This is a genomic window from Pseudomonas fluorescens (genome assembly GCF_001648775.1).
Classification (GTDB): domain Bacteria; phylum Pseudomonadota; class Gammaproteobacteria; order Pseudomonadales; family Pseudomonadaceae; genus Aquipseudomonas; species Aquipseudomonas fluorescens_M.
Window position 1 is genome coordinate 66,990 of record NZ_LVEJ01000013.1, and the last position, 19,245, is coordinate 86,234.

Sequence of the window (19,245 nt, forward strand, 5' to 3'; positions counted from 1 at the left end):
GATAGCGTGCACTCGCATGGATGCTTTGTCCCACCGTTTCAAATGCCTGTCTTTAATCACCCTTGTCCTCGGCCTGAGCGGTTGTCAGAGCGCCCCGACCGGACTGACCGATGCCGATCTGGATGCCTTGGGTCGCAAGGAACTCGACGCCGCCCTGCTCGACCAGCCTGATCCAGATTCCATCGTGCGTGACGGTGATCGCGTGACCTACGTTGTCTCGGCGGGCGAGGGACGGATCATCCACCACCTGGCCCGCTTCGATGCCGACTGCCATTTGCCGGATGCGCAAATGGCCTATCTGACCACCACCGGTATGCAGCGCTTCGCCGTTGATTCCAGAGGCAGAACGCCAGAAGGCCAGCAGATGCCGGCCGCCGAGAAAAACCGCTATTTGCAGAGTGCCCAGCTCAAGCAAGTGTGCGCTGAGGTGCCGGTGCCGCAATGGCGAGTCATTGCGGCGCCCGATCAGGAGGATTGGCACCTGATTGATCGTGCCAGCCTGAGTCAAAAGGACGGCCAGGTGGTTTTCTGGTCGGCGCGGGTTCCGGCCATGGAAACCTTGTTGCCATCTGACGAGGGTTTGTACGCCCAAACGCGGCAACGCTGGAGCGCCAATTGCGCGCGCGAGCAATTGACCTCACTGAGTACGTTCTACGTGAGTCAGCAAAACGTTGTTCGCGAAGGGTCAGTCTCCCAGCAAGCGAGGCCCCTGAAGAACCTCGATGCGGACCAGCGTCAGTTGCTCAAAGTGGCCTGCGGGACGACGCAGGCGCTGGATCAATACAAGCCTTTTCAGGGCCGGACACAAACGCCTTTTGTGCTGCCCGACCCGGTCTTGCCAAGCTCCATAGTGAAATCGATCGAGGCTTTGAAGCTCCCCACCCCGCAGCAAAATCTTCAGCACCTGCGCGTGTCGTTCCATGATTTTCATGAGCCTGACCGTGGCAGATTCGGACGCCTGGGGCGGGACACGAACTATCTTGCCTACCAGCCAGGCAAACAAATGACGGAGCGTTACAACGGCCAGCAACGTCAATTCGTGAAACTCAGTTTTCGCGGTCTGATCCCGTTGGCCGAGATCGATTACACCCATGACCGATACGGGACACGGGTCAACCGAGACGCTATCACCGACCTCAGATTCACTGGCGACTGGGCGACCCTGCCCGTCGGCGCACAGTTGAGCTACACCGAACAAAGATCCTTCACCCCATACGAGGGAGCACCGAAGCTGACCGACAGGACATTTGCCTGCGAGGTGCAATCCCACAAGTCCGCCAGTGAGCTTTATCCGACGTTGACCGGGATGGCCAACGTTATCCGCTGTACCGGTGAATATTATCGCCATGGTCTGGGCACCGGCACATACGCCTACCTGCAGAATTACGGGCTGTTTGTGCCGATCGATTTTCAGGAGCGATCGGCTTACGGCCAGTTCAAAATCCTCATGGCGGATTGAGTCTCGTGGCGCCGAGGGGGTTATTCCCGAAGCGCCTATCACCCTGCTTTTTAGGTCTTTATTGGCCGGCAAATGGCAACCTTATACTCGCGGGGCTCACCCCGAATTCAATAAGGATGTTCCATGCCTCAACGTCTTTTACTGGCGGCACTGTTCCTTGCCGTCGCCGGTTGCGCCAGCCCTCCTCCTGCGTCCGTTCACACCCACGATCCCGCCAGTTCGACCCTGCAAGGCGACGCCGCACGGCCGGCGCAGGCGCAGTGGCTTCGCACCGAGCTGTACTTCTCGGCGGGCTCGATCGATGGCAAGGAAGGTGCGGTCAGTCCGGCGCGCTGGCGCGAGTTTCTCGACAAGGAAGTCACGCCGCGTTTTCCGGACGGCTTCAGTGTGCTCGATGCTTATGGGCAGTGGCGGGATAAAGGCGCGCAAGAGCCCGAGCGCTTGAGCACCAAGGTCATTGTGATCTTGCATGAGAACAGCGCGAAGAATGGGGCCAGCATCGAAGCGATTCGTTTGGCGTACAAGCGTATTACCGGGGATTTGTCGGTACTGCGGTTGTCGCAGCCGGCGCAGGTGTCCTTCTAGAAGTAGAAGCCCCTCACCCTAGCCCTCTCCCAAAGGGAGAGGGCACCGATCCGGGGATATTGGAGGGATACGCCGACTTGAATTCGCTTTACTGAATCCATAACCGACTCAGCCTGAATTTGCACCACTGCATGCATAATCGACCTCGACCTGTATTTGGCTCAAGCCATAATCGGTTCGGTCTTTCAGGTCGATGTATCACCCAAGACACCTCGGTCGGCTCCCTCTCCCTCGGGGAGACGGCTGGGGTGAGGGCTTGGCGTTAGTCGGCTCAATACTGCCAGTATCACCGCCCCCACCAGCAACACCCCTATCCCCAAAAACGCCCCGTACCCGACCACCGTCACGCTGGAATACAGCATGTACAGGCACAAGCCGAAAAACAGTAACGGCAATAGCGGGTACAACGTCACTTTGACCGGCCGCGGCACCTCGGGAAAGCGTCGGCGCAGCATGATCAGCGCGACACTGCTCAAGCTCAAAAACAGCCAGTACACCGGGGTCAGGTATTCGACCATGGTGTTGAATCCGCTCTGAGTAAAACTGCCGAACAACACCAGCAACAATGCCACCGCGCCTTCCGCCAGCAAGGCTTTGCGCGGCACGCCATGGCGCTCATCCCAAGCGCCGAAACTGCGCAATTGCGGCACATCGCGGGCGGCGGCGTAGGTGGTGCGGGCGCCGACCAGCAAGGTCGAGTTGATGGTCGCAATCGCAGCGATGCCGACCATCAACAGGATCAGCGTGACGCCCGGGGCGCCGAATGCACGGTTCAACAGTTCAACCGCCGGTGCATTGCTGGCTGCCAGTCCGGCAAATCCAAGGCCTTCGACGAACGCCCAGTTCAGCGCCAGATAGATCACCATCAGCACGCTCAGCGCACCGAGCATGGCGATGAAAATGCCCCGTCGACCGTCGCGTACTTCTGCCGATAACGTCGCCGCATCGCTCCAGCCGCCGAAGGCCAGAAAGACGAAAATCATCGCTGCCGAAAACCCGGCCATACCGGTGTTTTCAGCTACAGGCGAGAGACTCGGCGCAGGCGGTTCAATGCCTTGCCACGCCAAAAACACACCGGCGCTGGCAATGCTCAAAAAGCCCAACGCCAACAGCCCGACCAGCAACGTCTGGGTGATGAAGCCGATGTGTTTGCCCGTGAGGTTGAGCAGCACCAGCGCTGTAATCACCGCGCCGGCAAACAGTCCCGAACCGTATTGCCCCAACGGCACCACGGCATTGACGTAGTCGGCAAACATGAACGCCGACAGCGCGATCCAGCCGGTGTGCATCACCGAAAACCGCGACCAGGCGAACAAGAATCCCATGCGCTCGCCATACGCCGTGCGCAGAAAGTGATAGTCGCCGCCCGGGTGCGGAAACGCCGTGGCCATCTCGGCAAAACACAGCGCGCCGATCATCGACGCGATGCCGCCGAGTACCCACACCAGGTAGAAATGTTCGGGCCCAACGTTGAGGGCCACGGTCGGCGCGGTTTTCAGGATGTCGGTGGTGATCACCATGCCCAGCGTGATCAGCAGCGCCTGAACAACCGGCAGGTGCCGCCCCGGTCCCGCGTTAGAAACCATAAGTGGCGCGAGCGTAGTAATAGGCACCGTTGGTGCCGATCGGCGAGAGCACGTCGTACGGCAGGTTGCCGCCGTAGTTGATCGCCGAACCGGAGCGTTCCGGGTAGTTGTCGGTGAGGTTGTTGCCGCCCACGGCAATGTTGAATTTCGGAGTGAATTTGTAGGCCACTTCGGCATCCAGTTGCCACACCGCGCCGTAGGTCTGCTCAGGTTGCGAGTCGCCGAAATCGAACACGCGAGTGGTCTCGCCCTGACGGGTCAGACGTCCGAGCAAGCCCCAATGCTCGCTGGCCCAGTTGGCAGAGAATACAAAGCGATCCTTCGGTGCCGCGTCGGTCAGGGTGTTGGTTTCTTCGACGCCGACCAAGGCGTCGTTGCCGATCCCCAGCGCGGTCAATTGCGACGGCGTGCCTTTGGTACTGGTGACGCTAGTGTGGTTGTAGGTGTACGCGGTGGTCAGGCCCAGTTGCCCCTCGTAGAACGGCTGATGGTAGTTGAGCACCAGTTCGGCGCCGTGGGTGCTGGTGTCGGCGGCGTTGGTGAAGAAGTTGACGTCGTGCACCCCGGCCACGCCAAAGTTGTCGTTGATGTAGTTCTCCAACGCGTCGCTGCCGATGCGTTGCGACAGGGTGATGCGGTCTTTGACGTCAATGCGGAACACGTCCAGCGAGGCATCGAAGCGTTCGTTCAACTGGAAGGTCAGGCCGAGGCTGAAGTTTTTCGAGGTTTCCGGATCGAGTTTTTCCGCACCGAGCGCGCGGGCAATCGGGTCGTTGACCGAGAGCACACGGATGTCGGTCAAGGTGCCGCCATCGCCGAAGTTGCTGGTGGTGTTCTGGAAGCCGCTTTGCGCCAGCGACGGCGCGCGGAAGTTGTTCGACACCGCGCCGCGCAACGCCCATTGTTCGGTGAGTTTGTAGCGACCGCTGAGTTTGCCGGTGAGTTTGCTGCCGGCATCGTCGTAATGCTCCCAGCGCGTGGCGGCGTCGACGAAGAAGCGGTCAGTGAGATCACCGGACAATTCGGCGTAGGTGCCGAACACGTTGCGATCCAGATCCGACTCTTCGCTGGGACGCAGACCGTTGGCGCCATCAGCGCCGGAGCCAATATAAGAGGCCTCGTCACCCGCGAAGGTCAGGTAGTTTTCATAACGGTATTCGCCGCCGACGGCCAGCACGAACGAGCGCTCGCCGAGGCGCAATTCGCGGCTGAAATCAAGGTTGGCCGTGGTCTGGCGCAGCTCGTAGTCACCGGTATCGAACTTCGTCGGCGAGTCTTCACCAAGACTGACGTTAAGGGTGCGTTGAGTCGAGCCGTCGAAGCGGTTGCGACCGTGGGTGACGCTACTGTCGAAGTCCCACTCATCCCCGAGCAGGCCTTTGAAACCGGCGGTGGCGGAGATGTCCTTGTTGTCGCCCAGCGACTGCGGCAGGTAGCCGTTGGGATAGAACTGCGGTTGCTCGTAGGGATAGCGATAAAACTCGGCGCCCGTGGTGTGGCGTTGGTTGTAGGTGCCGAAACTGTAGGCCTTGCCGCCGGCCAGCGGCAGTTCGCCGTTGAACCAGGCGTTGACGTCCCGCGCGACGCCATCGCCCATCACGTAATTGCGTTGGCCGGGGGTGTCGGCAAAACCGTCGAAGCCGGCGCGGTTGGTCGGGTTGCGATTTTTGTACTCGGTGCCGCCGCGAATGAAGCCGCCCTCCTCGCCGAGGCGCGTGCCGATCTTCGCGGTGGTGACGCTGTTCTGGCCGTCGGTGGTGGTTTTGTCGATGGCATCCTGATGCGTGTGATAGGCGCCATAGCTGGTCGACACCTCACCGCCCTCGGGCGCGTCATCGAGGATGATGTTGATCACCCCGGCAATCGCATCGGAACCGTATTGCGCGCCGGCGCCGTCACGCAGCACTTCGATGCGTTTGATCGCGCTGAGCGGGATCGAGTTGAAGTCCACCGGCGCGGTGCCGCGGCCGATTTTCGACGAGTCGTTGACCACCGCCGAGGTGTGCCGGCGCTTGCCGTTGACCAGCACCAGCACTTGATCCGGACTCATGCCGCGCAGTTGCGCGGCGCGCACATGGTCGGCGCCGCCAGAGTTGGACTGACGCGGCAGGCTGAAGGACGGCAACAGCGTCTGCAATGCCGCGCCCAGTTCACCGTCGGCGGCGCCGGCGGATTTCAGGTCTTCGGCGGTGAGCACATCGACCGGTACGGGTGAGTCGAGCACGGTGCGCGCGGTGCCGCGGGTGCCGGTGACCAACACCGTGCCGAGGCGCGATTCGTCTTCAGCGGTGGCGGTTTCTTCGGCTTTCGCAGGAAGTTGCCAAATCGCGGCCACGACCGCAGCAGCCAGTAATGAACGGGAACGGTAATACATGGAACAGCTCCTTGAATCGCAGCTAATACCTGGCCTCGCCAACCATAAGGAGTCGGCAATCAGTGCGCGGCAATGTCTGCTGTAGTTTTAAATATCTGAAAGGCAGTGCAGGCGGTTTGATCTTTTACATGCTGATAAAGCGCAGGATCCCCAACGTTAGTTATTCCCCTTGAAGACTGATCCTAGAGGACTTGATGGCATCTGCAAAAGAACCATTAACACTTAGGTTAGATCGGCTGAAAGGGTTGTTGTTAGTTCAACACAAGTGTTGCTGAGGCAACACTAAAGCCAACTAACAACAACTAACCAAATTGTAAATACCTCTCCCCTGTGGGAGCGAGCCTGCTCGCGAAAGCGCTGGATCAGCCAACTCGGAGAGAGCTGGCCCGGCCCCTTCGCGAGCAGGCTCGCTCACACACGTTGATCAGGCGTCTTAATCGAAGGCCTTTTCCAGCCAGGCATCTTCGGCAATGTCCAGTTGATCACCACTGAAACGCTGTTCGGCAAACGGATCGGCATGCAGGTGAAAACCGTTTCGCTCCCAGAACCCCGCGTGCTCATGGTCGACGAATTCAAGTCCGCGCAACCATTTGGCGCTTTTCCAGAAGTAGCGCCCGGCCACCACCAATCGTAATGGCCAGCCATGTTGCGCGGTCAGCGGTTGGCCGGCGTAATGGGTGGCGAGCAGACTGTGCGGATGCAACAGATCATCAAGTAACACATTGGTTTGATAGTCGTGATCAGCGTGGGCCATGACGAATGTTGAGGTCGGCTGAATATCGAAAGCCTGCAACACATCCTGCAAATGCACCCCGCTCCATTCGGTGTCGAACTTCGACCAACGCGTGACGCAATGGATGTCGCATTTCAACTGACGATGCGGCAACGCTTGCAGATCGGCGTAACGCAGTTCGATTGGCGTTGCGAGCGTACCGAACAGGCGTAGCGACCACGTCGCCAGGTCATATTCCGGCACTGCGCCTTCATGGAGAATCGGAAAGCGCTCCGTCAACACCTGCCCGGGTGGCAGTCGCCCAGCGAACGCCGGATCCGCTTTCGGCGAACGGCTTTTGCGCAGGCGCGAGGCTTTGTTGTGTTCTTTCATTCTTGACCCTCCCTCGATTTGCTCAACTGCCCGCCAACCTGTGGGAGCGAGCCTGCTCGCGAAAGCGCTGGGTCAGTCACTGAAGAGGTAACTGACCTGGCCTCTTCGCGAGCAGGCTCGCTCCCACAGGGACCCTGTTGCGGCTGATGTTTAGTTAGCCACCGGAATCCACGGCGCCCGCGCCACATTGGCGCTATCACCGAACGCCGGGAGTTTTTTGGCCAGGTCACGGACATTCTTCACATCCAGATCCAGCAGTTGCTGACGGGTGATCAGCGTCGGTGGCACCAGCACTTGATGGCCCGGATTTTCCCCGGCAATCAACATCGCCAGACTGCGTACACTGATCGCCCCCGCCACTTGCGGGTTGACCGCCGCCGTGGCGGCCCAGGCGCTGTCCGGTTCTTTCATGATCTGGATGTCGGCGGTGGAAATATCGGCGCTGTAGATCTTCACCTTGCTCGCCAGTCCTGCCTCGTCCACGGCGATTTTCGCGCCTTTGGCAAACTCGTCGAACGGCGCGAAGATCACGCTGATGCCCGGATTGGCGCGCAACACGGCGCTGGCCTGATCCGCCACAGAGTTGGCAATCGGCGGGTTCAACGTGCCGAAACGTGCCTTCTCAACGATCCCCGGATTGGCTTTTTTCACCTGGCTCCAGATTTCGTCACGCCGCTCCATCGGCGTAAAACCGCTGATGTACACGTAACCGGCATCGAAGCGCGTGCCGTTGTCCTTCACCGCTTGCTCCAGCGCCAGACGCGCCAGCGCATGGTGATCCTGCTCGACCTGGGTCACTTGCGGCGTGTTCAGATCGACATCGAACGCGACGACTTTGATGCCTTTGGCGATGGCCCGGTCAATCGGCGCCTTGAGGGTTTCCGCCAGGCCCAGTTGCACGATGATGCCGTCGACGCCCAGTGCAATCGCCTGATCGATCATCTCGCCCTGACTCGCCGCCTGCTGGCGCGCATCGAACACCCGCAGGTTGGCGCCGAGCGCTTCGGTCTGTTGCTCGACGCCACGCAGATACGCCTCGGGGAAGTCTCCGGAAAACAGATAACCGACCAGCGCGATCTGCACCTGCCCCTTGTCGAACGGCGCCGGTGCACCGGGCAAGGCCTTGGCCTGAGCGTTCACTGCCAACGCCGAAAGCAAAGCCGCCGCCAGGCAATGGCGGGCGAATTGTTTGATTGAACCGTGCATACAACGTCCTTGAATAAAGCGGCTCAACGCGCCCGATGCGCGAGGCCGAAGGTGAACATCAGGGCCAGCACCAGCACCAGTCCCTTGACGAAATCCTGCGCGTAATACGGCGCGTTGAGCATGGTCAGGCCGTTGAGCAACGAAGCCACCAGCAACGCGCCGACCAGGGTGCCGAAGGCGTTGGGTTTCTTCGCGCCGAGCACGGCAAAACCGATCAGCGCGGCACCCAGTGCGTCGAGCACCAAACCATTGCCGGAGCTGACATCGCCACGCCCCAGGCGAGCTGCGAGGAGCAAACCACCCAACGATGCCAGCAACGACGACAACACGTAGGCCAATAACTTGAAGCGCTGCACCGGCGCGCCGGCGAGTCGCGCCGCCTGCTCGTTGCCGCCAATGGCATAGAACAGCCGACCGATGCGGGTCCGTTCGAGAAACAGCCACACCGCCAACGCGATCAGCGCGGTAATCAGCACCGGCACCGGCACCACGTCCCATAACCGGCCACGGCCAAGCGCAAGAAACGCGACACTGAACGCGCCCTCGGTTTCCTCGCCACTGGGCAAGGTCATGCCGACGGCAATCGAGCGCCCACCGGTAGGAATCAGTTGCACACCGATCACCAGAAACATACTGCCCAACGTCGCCAGAATGTCCGGCACCCGCAGCTTGACGATCAGCCAACCGTTGAGCAGCCCGACCAATGCCCCACCGGCGAGGCTGATCAGCACCGCCGGCACTGCGCCCCAACCGAGCACTACCATCACGTAACTGGCGATCATCAGGCTCATCGCCGCCACCGCACCAATCGACAGATCGAGTCCACCGACGGCCATGGTCAGGGTCACGCCCAACGCCAGCAACGCAACGATCGACACTGATTGCAGGATGCTGAACAGGTTGCCGACGCGCAGAAACGCCGGCTCGGCAAAGCTGAAAAACACCACGATCAGCGCCAGCAGCCACAACAGGCCGTAGCGAATCAGCGCTTGCAGCAGACGCTCGGTCGGCGCTGGTGCGGTCGATAACAGTGAAGTCGAATCAGGCACTCGCTCTGCTCCTTGGCGTGGCTTGAAGGGGATGTTTGCTGACGTCGGTGCCCGCCAGTGCGGCCACCAGCTCTTCGCGATTAAGACCGGCGCGGGGGAATTGGGCGACCACCGCGTGATCACGCACCAGCAGAATGCGGTCGGCAATTTCCAGGGCTTCGTCGACATCGGCGCAAATCACCAGCGTCGCCCGGCCCTTGGCGGTGTCGCGCAGCAGTTGGCCGATCTCGCGGCGGGCGCGTACGTCGACACCTTGGAAAGGTTCATCGAGGATCAACACCCGCCCTTCGCCGAGCAACCAGCGACCGAGCACGACTTTCTGTTGGTTGCCGCCGGACAACGCAGCCATCGGCACATCGATGCCGGTGGTCTTGATGCCGAGCGCAGCGACCTGCGCTTGCACTGCGGTCGCCTCGGCACGATTGCGGATAAAACCCGCGCGGGTGAAGCGCTCGAGAAACGGCAAGGTCAGCGTGCGGCGCAAGGAAAAGTCGCCGACCAAAGACTGACTGGCGCGGTCCTCAGCGGCATAAAACACCCCGCTGCGAATGGCCTCACCCGGCGAGCCCGGCAGCCACTCGGCGCCATTGAGTTTGACCGTCCCGGACGCGGCTGTGCGCAGCCCGAACAACACCTCGGCAATGGCGCTTTTGCCGGCGCCGAGCAGCCCGGTCAGCACCACCACTTCGTTTTCGTGCAGGCTCAGATCGAAGGCTGTCGAGCGCGGTAATAGCTGCATCGCCTGCAACTCAAGCACGCCGCGCCCCGCCACTCGCGGCGTATAGACATGCGCGTCCAGCGCCTGGCCGAGCATGGCGTGCACCGCCTCGGGTAACTGCCGGGACGTGAACTCGCCCGCCAGGCGTCCATCGCGCAAGACGACGGCGCGATCGGCAACCCGTTGCAGGTCCGAGAGTCGATGTGAAATGTACAGAATCGCTACGCCACGGCTGCGCAAGGTATCGATCAAACCAAACAAGCGCTGCGCCTCGGCCTCCGATAACGCTGCGGTGGGCTCATCGAGAATCAGCAATCGCGGCTGTAACGCGAAGGCGCGGGCGAGCACCACCAGCTGCCTTTCCGCCTGCCCTAGATGTTCGATCGGTTGCTCCAGCGGCAACGTCAGGCCGAGCCCGGCGGCGATGCTGGCGGCGCGTTCCAGCAGGCGTTTGCGATTGAGCCAGAAGTCCGCGTCGGGGCGGCACAGTTCATCGAGCAGGAGGTTTTCCGCCACGCTCAAACCCGGCGCGATGCCCTCATTGATCTGCTGATGCACGGCAACGATGCCGAAGCGCCGTGCCGACAGCGGCGAGTTGAAATGCCGAGGTTCGCCGTCAACGCGAATTTCGCCGGCGTCTGCGCTTTGGCTGCCGGCGAGGATTTTCACCAGTGTCGACTTGCCCGCGCCATTGGCGCCCAACAACGCCACCACTTCAGCGGGATAAATATCCAGACTGACCCGATCCAGCGCCCGGTGCGGGCCAAACAGTTTGCTCAGTTCACGTACACGAATCAGCGGCTCTTGGGCCACGGCGAGCGGAACACTCATAGATTTCCTTAGCGGCGATGCGCCAGCGAACGCACCAGTCGATCGCCCAGGCTTTGCACGCCCTGAACGAGGATGACCAGCACCACCACGGTGGCAACCATCACTTCATTGTTGAACCGTTGATAGCCGTAACGGATTGCCAGATCACCGAGGCCGCCGCCACCGATGACCCCGGCCATCGAGGAAAATCCGATCAGCATCACCAACGTCAAGGTGATCCCCGCCAACAACGCGGGCAGCGCTTCGGGCAACAACACTTTGAAGATCACATGACGAATATCACCGCCCATGGCAATGATCGCTTCGATGCGGCCACGGTCGACTTCGTCCAGGGCGTTTTCGACGATGCGCGCGAAAAACGGAAACGCACCGATGGTGATCGGCACCACAGCAGCGGTGCTGCCCAGGGTGGTGCCGACCACCAGCCGGGTCAGCGGGATCAGTGCAATCAGCATCACCACAAACGGCAATGAGCGGCCGAGGTTGACCACGCCACTCAGCGCAGCATTCAAGCGTGGCAGCGGATACAAGCCACTGCGGCGGCTGACAAACAGCAACACGCCCAACGGCAAGCCGATCAGCAGCGTGAACAGCCCCGCGAGCAAGACCATGTACAGGGTCTCGCCGGTGGCGTTGAACACCAGTTGGAGGATTTCATTCCAGTTGATCGTGCGGTTCATGAGTGCGCCGCCCTTACCCCGTATTGTTTGAGAAAACTCAGGCCGGGCGCGTCGTGACCCAGCGGCAGTCCGCAGGTCGGACGCAGCGAAGCACCAAGACTCGACTGCGGATCGGCCAACAGCCGTGGCACCGGACCGGACTCGACCAGACGACCGTTGACCATGAACGCCGCGTGGTCGCAGATCGACTTGACCACGTCCAGTTCATGGGTGATCAGCACGATGGTCACGCCCAATTGCCGATTGATATCGCGCAGCAGGTCCAGAATCGATGCGGTGGTTTCCGGATCCAGCGCACTGGTGGCTTCGTCCGATAACAGGTACGCCGGCTCTGCCGCCAAGGCGCGGGCAATGCCCACGCGCTGTTTCTGCCCGCCGGACAATTGCGAGGGAAAGGCTTGTGCCTTGTCACTCAAGCCGACCAGTTCCAGTAGCTCGCGAACCCGCACATGCCGCCACGGTTTGCCGACACCGGCGATTTCCAGCGGCACCGCAATGTTGTCGAACACCGTGCGCGAGTGCAGCAAATTGAAGCCCTGGAAGATCATGCCGATGCGCTGACGCTGGCGGCGCAAGTCGCTGTCGGACAGTGTCGTCAGGTCGACGCCATCGAGCAGCACTCGTCCGCTGTCCGGGCGTTCAAGCAGATTGAGGCAGCGCAGCAGCGTCGACTTCCCCGCCCCGCTACGCCCGAGAATGCCGTAGACCGCGCCGTCGGCAATGCTCAGCGATACCTGATCCAGCGCCGGTTGCGGCGCCGCCGGGTAGGTCTTGCTCAACTGCTCGACGAGGATCATGGCTGGCTGCCCGCCACCGGAATCACTGAACCGGCGAAGTTGTCGGTGATGTACTTGGCCACTTGCGGCGAGGTCAGGTCCTTGGCCAGTTGCGCAATGCGCGGATCGCTGGCCAGTTGCGGCGTGGTCACCAGAATGTTGGCGTAGGGATTGTGCTCGGCCTTCTCCAGGCCCAACGCATCCTTGGCCGGCACCAGTCCGGCGTCCAGCGCATAGTTGCCGTTGATTACCGCCAGATCGACGTCGTCGAGCGAGCGCGGAATCTGCGGCGATTCGATTTCAAGGATCTTCAACTGTTTCGGGTTTTCGGCGATGTCCTTGGGCGTCGCCTGATCGGCAGCCGGATCGTTGAAGCCGGGTTTGAGTTTGATCAGGCCGTTGTCCTGCAACAGGTACAGCGCGCGGCTCAGGTTGGTGACGTTATTGGGCACAGCGACGGTGCCTTTTAGCGGCACGTCGGCGAAGCTTTTGTGCCGGCGCGAGTAGATGCCCAAGGGCTCGATGTGCACCGTGGCAGCCACCGCGAGTTTCTCGCCGAGGGCCTGTTCCTGCGACTTCAGGTACGGCAGATGCTGGAAGTAATTGGCATCGACATCGCCATGCACCAACAACTCGTTGGAGTTCACGCCGTTGGGGATTTCGATGACTTTGAGATTGAGTTGCGGATCGATTTTCTGGATGTACGCAAGGATCTGCGCGTGGGGCACCGGGTCGGCGGCCACGCGCAGCGGTTCCAGCGCCTGAGCACCGAACGAAGTCACCAGCGCGCCGAGAATGGCCAGGGTCAAACCTGCTTTCTTGATCATGTGCGGAGTCCTTGAACGAGGGCTGTATCAGGCGGATTTACGAACGGCAACTGGCGGCAGCAGCGCATCGGCATAGAAGCGCTGAGCGACGTCCGGATGTGAGCGCAACCGACCCTTGAGGTAGTTCCAGCCGACATCGCGAAACAGTGGATTGAGCGGATCACTCGCCGGCCCGCGTGCCTCGCGCAACAGTGCGGTGGGCAACGGGTACAACGGCACCGTGGCGTCGAGTTGCGCACCGAGGAAGAATGCGATGGACAGGCGCTCGCTGCCCTGAGGCGGCGACACCACGCGATGCACCGTGGCGCGCAAATAGCCGTTACTGGCCAGTTCGAGCAGCTCGCCGATGTTCACCACCAGGGTGTTCTCGCGCGGCAGCGCATCGATCCAGCGGCCCTCTTCGATTTCGACTTGCAGCCCGGCTTGCTGGTCTTGCAACAGGAAACTGAGGAAACCGGAATCCTTGTGCGCACCGACACCCTGATGGCTGTCCTCGACCGCTTGACCGGGATAGCGCATCAGCTTGATGTGTTCGTTGGGCTTGTCGCCATACAGTTGATCGAAGGCATCGGCGCGCAGCGACAGCGCCTGCGCGAAGGCGCGTAACAGGCGCAGCGACATGTGCGTCATCGCCTGCTGCCATTCGAGCAGCAAAGGTTTCAGTTCAGGCAAGGTCGCCGGCCATTGGTTGGGGCCCTGCAGTCGCGCCCAGAACGGACTGTCCGCTTGCAACGGCAAGGCTTCGCGCTCGGCGCCCAGATCGAACTGCTCACGTTGATCGGGCTGACCACGGGTGATCTCGGAGGCCGCACGGTTGTAGCCGCGAAAGTGCGGCGAGTTGATCATGCCGACGGCGGTTTTCTCGCTGTCGGGCAAGGCGAAAAATTGTCGGGCATGCGCCTGCACTTGCTTGAGCAAGGCGCTGTCGATGCCGTGACCGGTGAGGTAGAAAAAGCCGACGTCGCGAGCGGCATGGCGCAGGTTTTCCAGAAACTCATAGCGCTGTTGCGCCGTGCCTTCGAAGAGTGAAAGGTCGAGCGTCGGTAATGCGGTGATGTCGAGGGTATGCGGCATGATTCACTCCCGTGTGAACCAAACCTGAAGAGCCTTTGATCGATTCAGCGTGTGCCGTCATGGCAATCGGCGGGTCAGCGGTTTGATGCGTGTTGATTCGTCGTTGCAGACAAAACTAAACGATCTTAAAAACACCAAGCCAATACCTTTTTCGCATTACCTTAGGCATAAAAAAGCCCGGCTGATCAAGCTGGGCCTTTTGTTGAGACCTGCGGTTACAACCGGCATTCAGACTGCACGGCGTTCGAGCAAGCGATCAGCCCCCCCTTCAGCCAGCCGATTGCCTTGCAGGTGATCGGAACCGTCGGACGCAACGGCATCGCTGAACAGTGGATCGGTTTCGGTGGCGGCGACTGCGTCACTGAACAATGGATCGGTTTCGGTCGCGGCCACAGCGTCGCTGAACAGCGGGTCTGTTTCAGTCGCGGCCACTGCATCACTGAACAGCGGGTCTGTTTCAGTCGCGGCGAACGCGTTCAATGCGAAGAGCGAGAAAGCGATACCGAGGATAGTTTGGCGTTTCATCAGGGAGTGCTCCGATTGCAGTGGTTGGGAATGGAGCCGATCTTACGCCGCACCACTGATATGAGAACTTCATTGAGTTAATGGTTGTTATTGACGCGATCAATGATTGATTGGGTCTGGCTGCCCTCGCGATGCTTGAATTGCTCCAGCGCCTGCTCTGACCAGCGCTGATACCTACAACTATCGACGAATCGCCCTACAGCTCGCAAAGCAGAGTCAGCGGTAACTCCTACTTTTGACAGTAAAATAAAAACAAAAAAAACCCGTTTCAGCCGAAACTGAAACGGGTCTTTCCTCACCGTCTACGACCGTTACTTCAGGTCATCGAAGTGATCTCGCAGGAACTCGTAAAAGCGAAACGCTTTTAATAATCTCCATACGAGGCTCAGCGCACGTAGCAAAAGCTTCATACGTTTTGGCCTCCAGGCTTGGGGGCCAAACCTCCAGCAGACTTACCGGACCATGTGTGCCTTGGGCTTACAGGTCAGTGTTGCCAGTGAGGCGGCCGGTTGAAGTCCCTCCGAGGTAACATTCCGGCACGGGTGCAACACCGTGTCAGAGGGCATGAAACCGTTTAGTCGCCAGCCAAGCCTCACTGCTACACCTACATCGAGCGTCGGCATCATACCCCGTAATCTCTCCCTCACGGGCTCCCTTCAAAGTTTTCTGGCGAAGATAATTATGGTTTTTGTAAAACGTTATTTCTGTCAGATTTTTTCTCTGATCACATAGCAGTGTAAGTAGCCATATGAAGGCAAAATTGAGGGTTGCAGGGATGAACAAAGGCACATACCATGAACCCACGTCAGTGTAGCCAGTGAAGCAACAAATCTCGGCCGCAAACCGAGGTTTACAAAAAACCGCCCCGCAAGGCGGTTTTTTTTCGCCTGCCGTTTCACTGAAAGAACGATGAGAAGCATCACAAATCCCGCGCCCATGTCTGGCTCACCATCCTTGCCAAAACCGTGAATCGCCTCCTCTACCCGTTCAAACTGGCCATGGCAGCTGAACTATTTGGTGACTGGAAGAAACCTCAGGCAGGGAAACCCGGTTTTCATGCGCAGTTGCTGAATGGGCTGCACGCTTTCCTCGTCGCCGACTCTTTTCACGACACCGACGCCGCAGTACTGCTGGTCGTATTTGAAGACGGGAATGAGGCCTGGCTTGGTCTCACTCCAGAAGCCGGATTTGACGATGTACGTCGCACCGGCCTGTGGCGTGAAGGAAAACGGTATCCGGCACACGCTGCCACCGACGACATCGCTGTACGTCAGTACAAGTTCTTTGTCCACGGCCACTTTTGATTCGATGAAGTCACCGTTATAGGGCAGTGGCGTGAATCCGGCGTAGCAGGTTTTTTCGCTGAAGGTGATGGCGTCCAGCGTGGTGCCGCGTTCAGATTTCAAGCGCACTGTCGCAGAAGGCTCATCTGCGCGCGGAAACTCATATTGTTTTCCCATGAACAACGACGTGCATCCATTCAGCGCAAAACTTGCGACCAGCAATACACCCCAGCCAGACCTTTGAAGACCGTACATCAACTGCTCCCTGATATTTTCCCGACCTCCTGCAGATAGTCAGGAGACGGACGTTATTCGATTGTTGCGCCATTCAATTGTTGCTCTAGGGTCTGACTCGGCCGCTTACGCAAAAACCTTAGTGCTAACGTCCATTTGCACTCGATCCATGCCGCGGCGGGCGGCGGATCAAACATGCGCTGAAGCAGGGTCACAGGCTATTTGCACCTGGCCAACACCACCTGACAGGTAGCGGGCGTGCCGCCGGAACGCGCGGCATATCGCGCGCAGTTGTTCATCGACTTTTGTCGCGCCATGTTCAGGCTGGAACCCCAGGCGAGGCCGCCCTCGCCGACTGTCGGCAATGCTTTGGCGTAGCAGCTGTCGCCGACGCCTGACGGTGGGTAGTGTTTGCGGTTTGAACAGCCTGCCGGCAGCGTCAGGCTGAAAGTGATCAGGATGAGCGTGAGGCACCGCGAGCACCGGTATTTGAAGGTGCCGATCATCGCTTTTCACCTGCGGTTCGAAAGGGCTGACGTGTAGAGTCTAGCCGCATGCCTCTGTTCACTTGCACAAATCTTCTAAACACCGAGCGCCACTGCGCGCTATTTTAGCGGGCCAAATCGTTGAACGTTGAACCGTGATGTCTGGAGCCTTCCATGGATAAACGCAGCTGGATCGAACTGTCCCAGGATGGCGATACCGGGATCGAATCGATTCGCGCGCATTTTCAGGGGCATGCCTACGATCCGCATTGGCATGACAGCTTTCTGGTCGGCGTGACCGAACAAGGTGTGCAGCAATTCAATTGCCGCCGCGTGCGCCACCGCAGCACGCCGGGCAACGTGATTTTGCTTGAGCCGGGAGAAATCCATGATGGGCAGGCGCCCACCGAGGAGGGCTTCACCTATTCGATGCTCTACCTCGATCCGCATTGGCTTGAACGGGAGATGCACGCGCTGTTCGAAGACGCGCCGTCCGACAGTCAACCGGGTTTTGCCGACACCCTGAGTCAGGACCCGCGTCTGGCCACGGCGATCAATCAAGCCTTCCATGCGCTGCATGACGGTGACCTGCGTATGGTCCGTCAGACCGCCATCGACAGCCTGCTCGACTCGCTGACTCGCCATCTCGCCTGGCGTAAACGTCAGGATTTCGATCCGCGCCTGCCGCTGGTGGCGCAAGTGGCGCGCGATTACCTGCACGCGCATACCTATGAAGACATCGGCCTGGATGACCTTGCCTGCGTCTGCGGCGTCGATCGCTTTCGTCTGAGCCGCGCGTTCAAGACAGCCTTCGGCCTCGCGCCGCATGCGTACTTGATCCAGTTGCGCCTGGCCAAGGCGCGGCAGTTGCTGGCGCGCGGTGAAACACCGGCACAAGTTGCCAGCGTGCTCGGTTTTGCCGATCAGAGTCACCTCGGTCGCTGGTTCCGCCGAGCCTATCAACTGACCCCCGCCGACTACCGCAAACGCTGCTCAAACCTTCCAGACTGAGACCTCGGGACTGGCGATCATGCTTCCCTGTATTCACTTTCAGGGATTCTGCACCATGGCCTCATTACTGCCCTTCCTGCTGTTTGCATTCGTTGCATCGATCACCCCGGGACCGACCAATATTCTGGTGTTGAGCCACAGTTCGCGCCGGGGACTGCTCGCCACGCTGCCGATCATTTTCGGCGCCTGCGCGGCAGCGGCGCTGATTGTGCTGGTGGTCGGCCTTGGCGCGGGTGAAACGCTGTTGCGCTATCCGCGTGTACAACACGCCATGGCCTGGGCCGGTGTGCTGTGGCTGAGCTGGCTGGCCTGGCAGATCTTTCGCAGCGCGCCACCGTCGCTGGATCCGGCGGATGCGCAGGCTAAAGGTTTCAGTGTGTTCGGCGCCGCCATGCTGCAACTGGTCAATCCCAAGGTGTGGATGATGGCAGTGGCCGTGGTCAGCGTGTTTCTCGGCGGTGGCGACAAGACTTTGCGATTGCTGGTGCTGTCGTTGGCATTTCTGCTGGTGTCGTTGCCGTGCATGACGTTCTGGGCGCTGCTGGGTGTGGGCAGTGCGCGGTTGCTCGGATCGCCAAAGGCGTTCAAGCGCATGAATACCGCACTCGCGCTGCTGTTGCTGCTCTCGGCATGGCTGACGGTATTGGCCTAATGCCCGGTCGCCTGCCGATACTGGCGTGGCGTGAACCCGGTCGAAGCTTTGAACTGGCGGGTGAACGCACTGTGATCGGTGTAGCCGCATTGCAGCGCCACGTCGGTGATCGGCAGGTCTGTGTGCAATAAACGATGCGCGTGCTCAAGGCGCACTTTTTGGATCATCTGCCGTGGCGTCAGGTGGAATACGCGTTTGCAGTAGCGCTCCAGTTGCGCCACGGAAATGCCGGCAATCCGGGTCAGCTCACCCAAGGTGACCCGCCGATTGAAATTCGCGCGGATGTGCTCGTCGACAGCCGCCAGGCGTTCGAAAGCCGGATGCGTTTCGCTGGCCGATTGCAGGTCCACCGAAATCCCCGCCAAACCAATAATCACCCCGTCACGGTTGTACAGCGGCTGCTTGTGGGTCAGGCACCAGCCCGGCTCGCGACTGCCGTACAGATGCAGTTCGAGCTGATCTTCCAGCACAAACCCTTCCTCCAGCACTTTGCGATCCTGCTCGGTGTAACCCGGCCCCAACTGCGCCGGGAACACTTGCGCGCTGGTTTTTCCGAGCAACGGGCGCAAGTCTTTCAAGCCGCAACGCTGCACCAGCGTACGGTTGGCCAACACGTATCGGGCCTGCACATCCTTGATGAAAATCGCCGCATTGGGGATCACGTCGAGCATCGGCAACAGCAGCGCCGCACCGGCCAATAACTCCTCCAGCGTTTGCGGACGATGGCCGTCAACGCCTTGGGACAGGATCGAAAACGCGCTCTGCATCGAAGGTATCTCCCCGCT

The 19,245-nt window shown here is 60.1% G+C and carries 18 protein-coding genes; 4 read left to right on the top strand and 14 right to left on the bottom strand.

Features of this window, described 5'->3' with window-relative positions; genetic code table 11:
* Window positions 1-16: 16 nt before the first annotated feature.
* Window positions 17-1,459: a surface-adhesin E family protein gene (locus tag A8O26_RS13745; protein WP_064118518.1), complete on the top strand. Its 1,443-nt coding sequence runs from the start codon at window positions 17-19 to the stop codon at window positions 1,457-1,459.
* Between the two features lie 123 nt (window positions 1,460-1,582).
* Window positions 1,583-2,044: a DUF3574 domain-containing protein gene (locus tag A8O26_RS13750; RefSeq protein ID WP_064118519.1), complete on the top strand. Its 462-nt coding sequence runs from the start codon at window positions 1,583-1,585 to the stop codon at window positions 2,042-2,044.
* Window positions 2,045-2,229: 185 nt separating this feature from the next.
* Here A8O26_RS13750 and A8O26_RS13755 read toward each other — a convergent pair whose 3' ends face one another.
* The 13 genes from A8O26_RS13755 to A8O26_RS13815 all read right to left on the bottom strand — a co-directional run bounded on the left by A8O26_RS13755 (window position 2,230) and on the right by A8O26_RS13815 (window position 16,818).
* Window positions 2,230-3,630, bottom strand: coding sequence for an APC family permease (locus A8O26_RS13755; protein ID WP_064118520.1), 1,401 nt, complete (start codon window positions 3,628-3,630; stop codon window positions 2,230-2,232).
* Window positions 3,620-6,004, bottom strand: a complete 2,385-nt coding sequence (locus tag A8O26_RS13760) for a TonB-dependent receptor plug domain-containing protein (protein WP_064118521.1) — start codon at window positions 6,002-6,004, stop codon at window positions 3,620-3,622. The genes A8O26_RS13755 and A8O26_RS13760 overlap by 11 nt, the downstream gene beginning before the upstream one ends.
* A gap of 433 nt (window positions 6,005-6,437) precedes the next feature.
* Window positions 6,438-7,109 (bottom strand): sulfite oxidase-like oxidoreductase, encoded by a 672-nt coding sequence (locus A8O26_RS13765; protein ID WP_064118522.1) that lies wholly within the window; start codon window positions 7,107-7,109, stop codon window positions 6,438-6,440.
* 150 nt (window positions 7,110-7,259) lie between these two features.
* Window positions 7,260-8,315, bottom strand: coding sequence for a substrate-binding domain-containing protein (locus A8O26_RS13770; RefSeq protein ID WP_064118523.1), 1,056 nt, complete (start codon window positions 8,313-8,315; stop codon window positions 7,260-7,262).
* A 23-nt stretch (window positions 8,316-8,338) separates the two neighbouring features.
* Entirely contained in the window at window positions 8,339-9,364 is a 1,026-nt protein-coding gene (locus tag A8O26_RS13775; RefSeq protein ID WP_064118524.1) for an ABC transporter permease, read from the bottom strand.
* Complete coding sequence (locus A8O26_RS13780; protein ID WP_064118525.1) at window positions 9,357-10,913, bottom strand: sugar ABC transporter ATP-binding protein; 1,557 nt, start codon at window positions 10,911-10,913, stop codon at window positions 9,357-9,359. The genes A8O26_RS13775 and A8O26_RS13780 overlap by 8 nt, the downstream gene beginning before the upstream one ends.
* An 8-nt stretch (window positions 10,914-10,921) precedes the next feature.
* Window positions 10,922-11,593, bottom strand: coding sequence for a methionine ABC transporter permease (locus A8O26_RS13785; RefSeq protein WP_064118526.1), 672 nt, complete (start codon window positions 11,591-11,593; stop codon window positions 10,922-10,924).
* Window positions 11,590-12,390 carry a methionine ABC transporter ATP-binding protein gene (locus tag A8O26_RS13790; protein WP_081265196.1) on the bottom strand — a complete coding sequence of 267 codons (801 nt, stop codon included), beginning with the start codon at window positions 12,388-12,390 and terminating at the stop codon, window positions 11,590-11,592. Before A8O26_RS13790 ends, A8O26_RS13785 begins: the two co-directional genes overlap by 4 nt.
* Entirely contained in the window at window positions 12,387-13,196 is an 810-nt protein-coding gene (locus A8O26_RS13795; protein ID WP_064118527.1) for a MetQ/NlpA family ABC transporter substrate-binding protein, read from the bottom strand. The genes A8O26_RS13790 and A8O26_RS13795 overlap by 4 nt, the downstream gene beginning before the upstream one ends.
* Before the next feature lie 27 nt (window positions 13,197-13,223).
* Window positions 13,224-14,270, bottom strand: a complete 1,047-nt coding sequence (locus A8O26_RS13800; RefSeq protein ID WP_064118528.1) for an isopenicillin N synthase family dioxygenase — start codon at window positions 14,268-14,270, stop codon at window positions 13,224-13,226.
* 228 nt (window positions 14,271-14,498) lie between these two features.
* Complete coding sequence (locus tag A8O26_RS13805; RefSeq protein WP_064118529.1) at window positions 14,499-14,795, bottom strand: hypothetical protein; 297 nt, start codon at window positions 14,793-14,795, stop codon at window positions 14,499-14,501.
* Between the two features lie 1,010 nt (window positions 14,796-15,805).
* Window positions 15,806-16,333 (bottom strand): hypothetical protein, encoded by a 528-nt coding sequence (locus A8O26_RS13810; protein ID WP_064118530.1) that lies wholly within the window; start codon window positions 16,331-16,333, stop codon window positions 15,806-15,808.
* Between the two features lie 197 nt (window positions 16,334-16,530).
* Window positions 16,531-16,818 (bottom strand): hypothetical protein, encoded by a 288-nt coding sequence (locus A8O26_RS13815; RefSeq protein ID WP_064118531.1) that lies wholly within the window; start codon window positions 16,816-16,818, stop codon window positions 16,531-16,533.
* Between the two features lie 153 nt (window positions 16,819-16,971).
* On the opposite strand from A8O26_RS13815, the gene A8O26_RS13820 reads away from it, so the two are divergent.
* The gene (locus A8O26_RS13820) at window positions 16,972-17,808 is read left to right on the top strand and encodes an AraC family transcriptional regulator (protein ID WP_064118532.1); all 837 of its coding nucleotides are present in this window, start codon (window positions 16,972-16,974) and stop codon (window positions 17,806-17,808) included.
* Between the two features lie 55 nt (window positions 17,809-17,863).
* Window positions 17,864-18,460, top strand: coding sequence for a LysE family translocator (locus A8O26_RS13825; protein WP_064118533.1), 597 nt, complete (start codon window positions 17,864-17,866; stop codon window positions 18,458-18,460).
* Here A8O26_RS13825 and A8O26_RS13830 read toward each other — a convergent pair.
* A complete protein-coding gene (locus A8O26_RS13830; RefSeq protein WP_064118534.1) occupies window positions 18,457-19,227 on the bottom strand; it encodes an AraC family transcriptional regulator in 771 nt (256 codons plus the stop codon). The genes A8O26_RS13825 and A8O26_RS13830 overlap by 4 nt on opposite strands.
* Between the last annotated feature and the right edge of the window lie 18 nt (window positions 19,228-19,245).

Bases quoted from the DNA above. Each gene is read 5' to 3' on its own strand.
- A8O26_RS13745 (WP_064118518.1), top strand. From the start codon at position 17: ATGGATGCTTTGTCCCACCGTTTCAAATGCCTGTCTTTAATCACCCTT.
- A8O26_RS13750 (WP_064118519.1), top strand. From the start codon at position 1,583: ATGCCTCAACGTCTTTTACTGGCGGCACTGTTCCTTGCCGTCGCCGGT.
- A8O26_RS13755 (WP_064118520.1), bottom strand. From the start codon at position 3,630: ATGGTTTCTAACGCGGGACCGGGGCGGCACCTGCCGGTTGTTCAGGCG.
- A8O26_RS13760 (WP_064118521.1), bottom strand. From the start codon at position 6,004: ATGTATTACCGTTCCCGTTCATTACTGGCTGCTGCGGTCGTGGCCGCG.
- A8O26_RS13765 (WP_064118522.1), bottom strand. From the start codon at position 7,109: ATGAAAGAACACAACAAAGCCTCGCGCCTGCGCAAAAGCCGTTCGCCG.
- A8O26_RS13770 (WP_064118523.1), bottom strand. From the start codon at position 8,315: ATGCACGGTTCAATCAAACAATTCGCCCGCCATTGCCTGGCGGCGGCT.
- A8O26_RS13780 (WP_064118525.1), bottom strand. From the start codon at position 10,913: ATGAGTGTTCCGCTCGCCGTGGCCCAAGAGCCGCTGATTCGTGTACGT.
- A8O26_RS13785 (WP_064118526.1), bottom strand. From the start codon at position 11,593: ATGAACCGCACGATCAACTGGAATGAAATCCTCCAACTGGTGTTCAAC.
- A8O26_RS13790 (WP_081265196.1), bottom strand. From the start codon at position 12,390: ATGATCCTCGTCGAGCAGTTGAGCAAGACCTACCCGGCGGCGCCGCAA.
- A8O26_RS13795 (WP_064118527.1), bottom strand. From the start codon at position 13,196: ATGATCAAGAAAGCAGGTTTGACCCTGGCCATTCTCGGCGCGCTGGTG.
- A8O26_RS13800 (WP_064118528.1), bottom strand. From the start codon at position 14,270: ATGCCGCATACCCTCGACATCACCGCATTACCGACGCTCGACCTTTCA.
- A8O26_RS13805 (WP_064118529.1), bottom strand. From the start codon at position 14,795: ATGAAACGCCAAACTATCCTCGGTATCGCTTTCTCGCTCTTCGCATTG.
- A8O26_RS13810 (WP_064118530.1), bottom strand. From the start codon at position 16,333: ATGTACGGTCTTCAAAGGTCTGGCTGGGGTGTATTGCTGGTCGCAAGT.
- A8O26_RS13815 (WP_064118531.1), bottom strand. From the start codon at position 16,818: ATGATCGGCACCTTCAAATACCGGTGCTCGCGGTGCCTCACGCTCATC.
- A8O26_RS13820 (WP_064118532.1), top strand. From the start codon at position 16,972: ATGGATAAACGCAGCTGGATCGAACTGTCCCAGGATGGCGATACCGGG.
- A8O26_RS13825 (WP_064118533.1), top strand. From the start codon at position 17,864: ATGGCCTCATTACTGCCCTTCCTGCTGTTTGCATTCGTTGCATCGATC.
- A8O26_RS13830 (WP_064118534.1), bottom strand. From the start codon at position 19,227: ATGCAGAGCGCGTTTTCGATCCTGTCCCAAGGCGTTGACGGCCATCGT.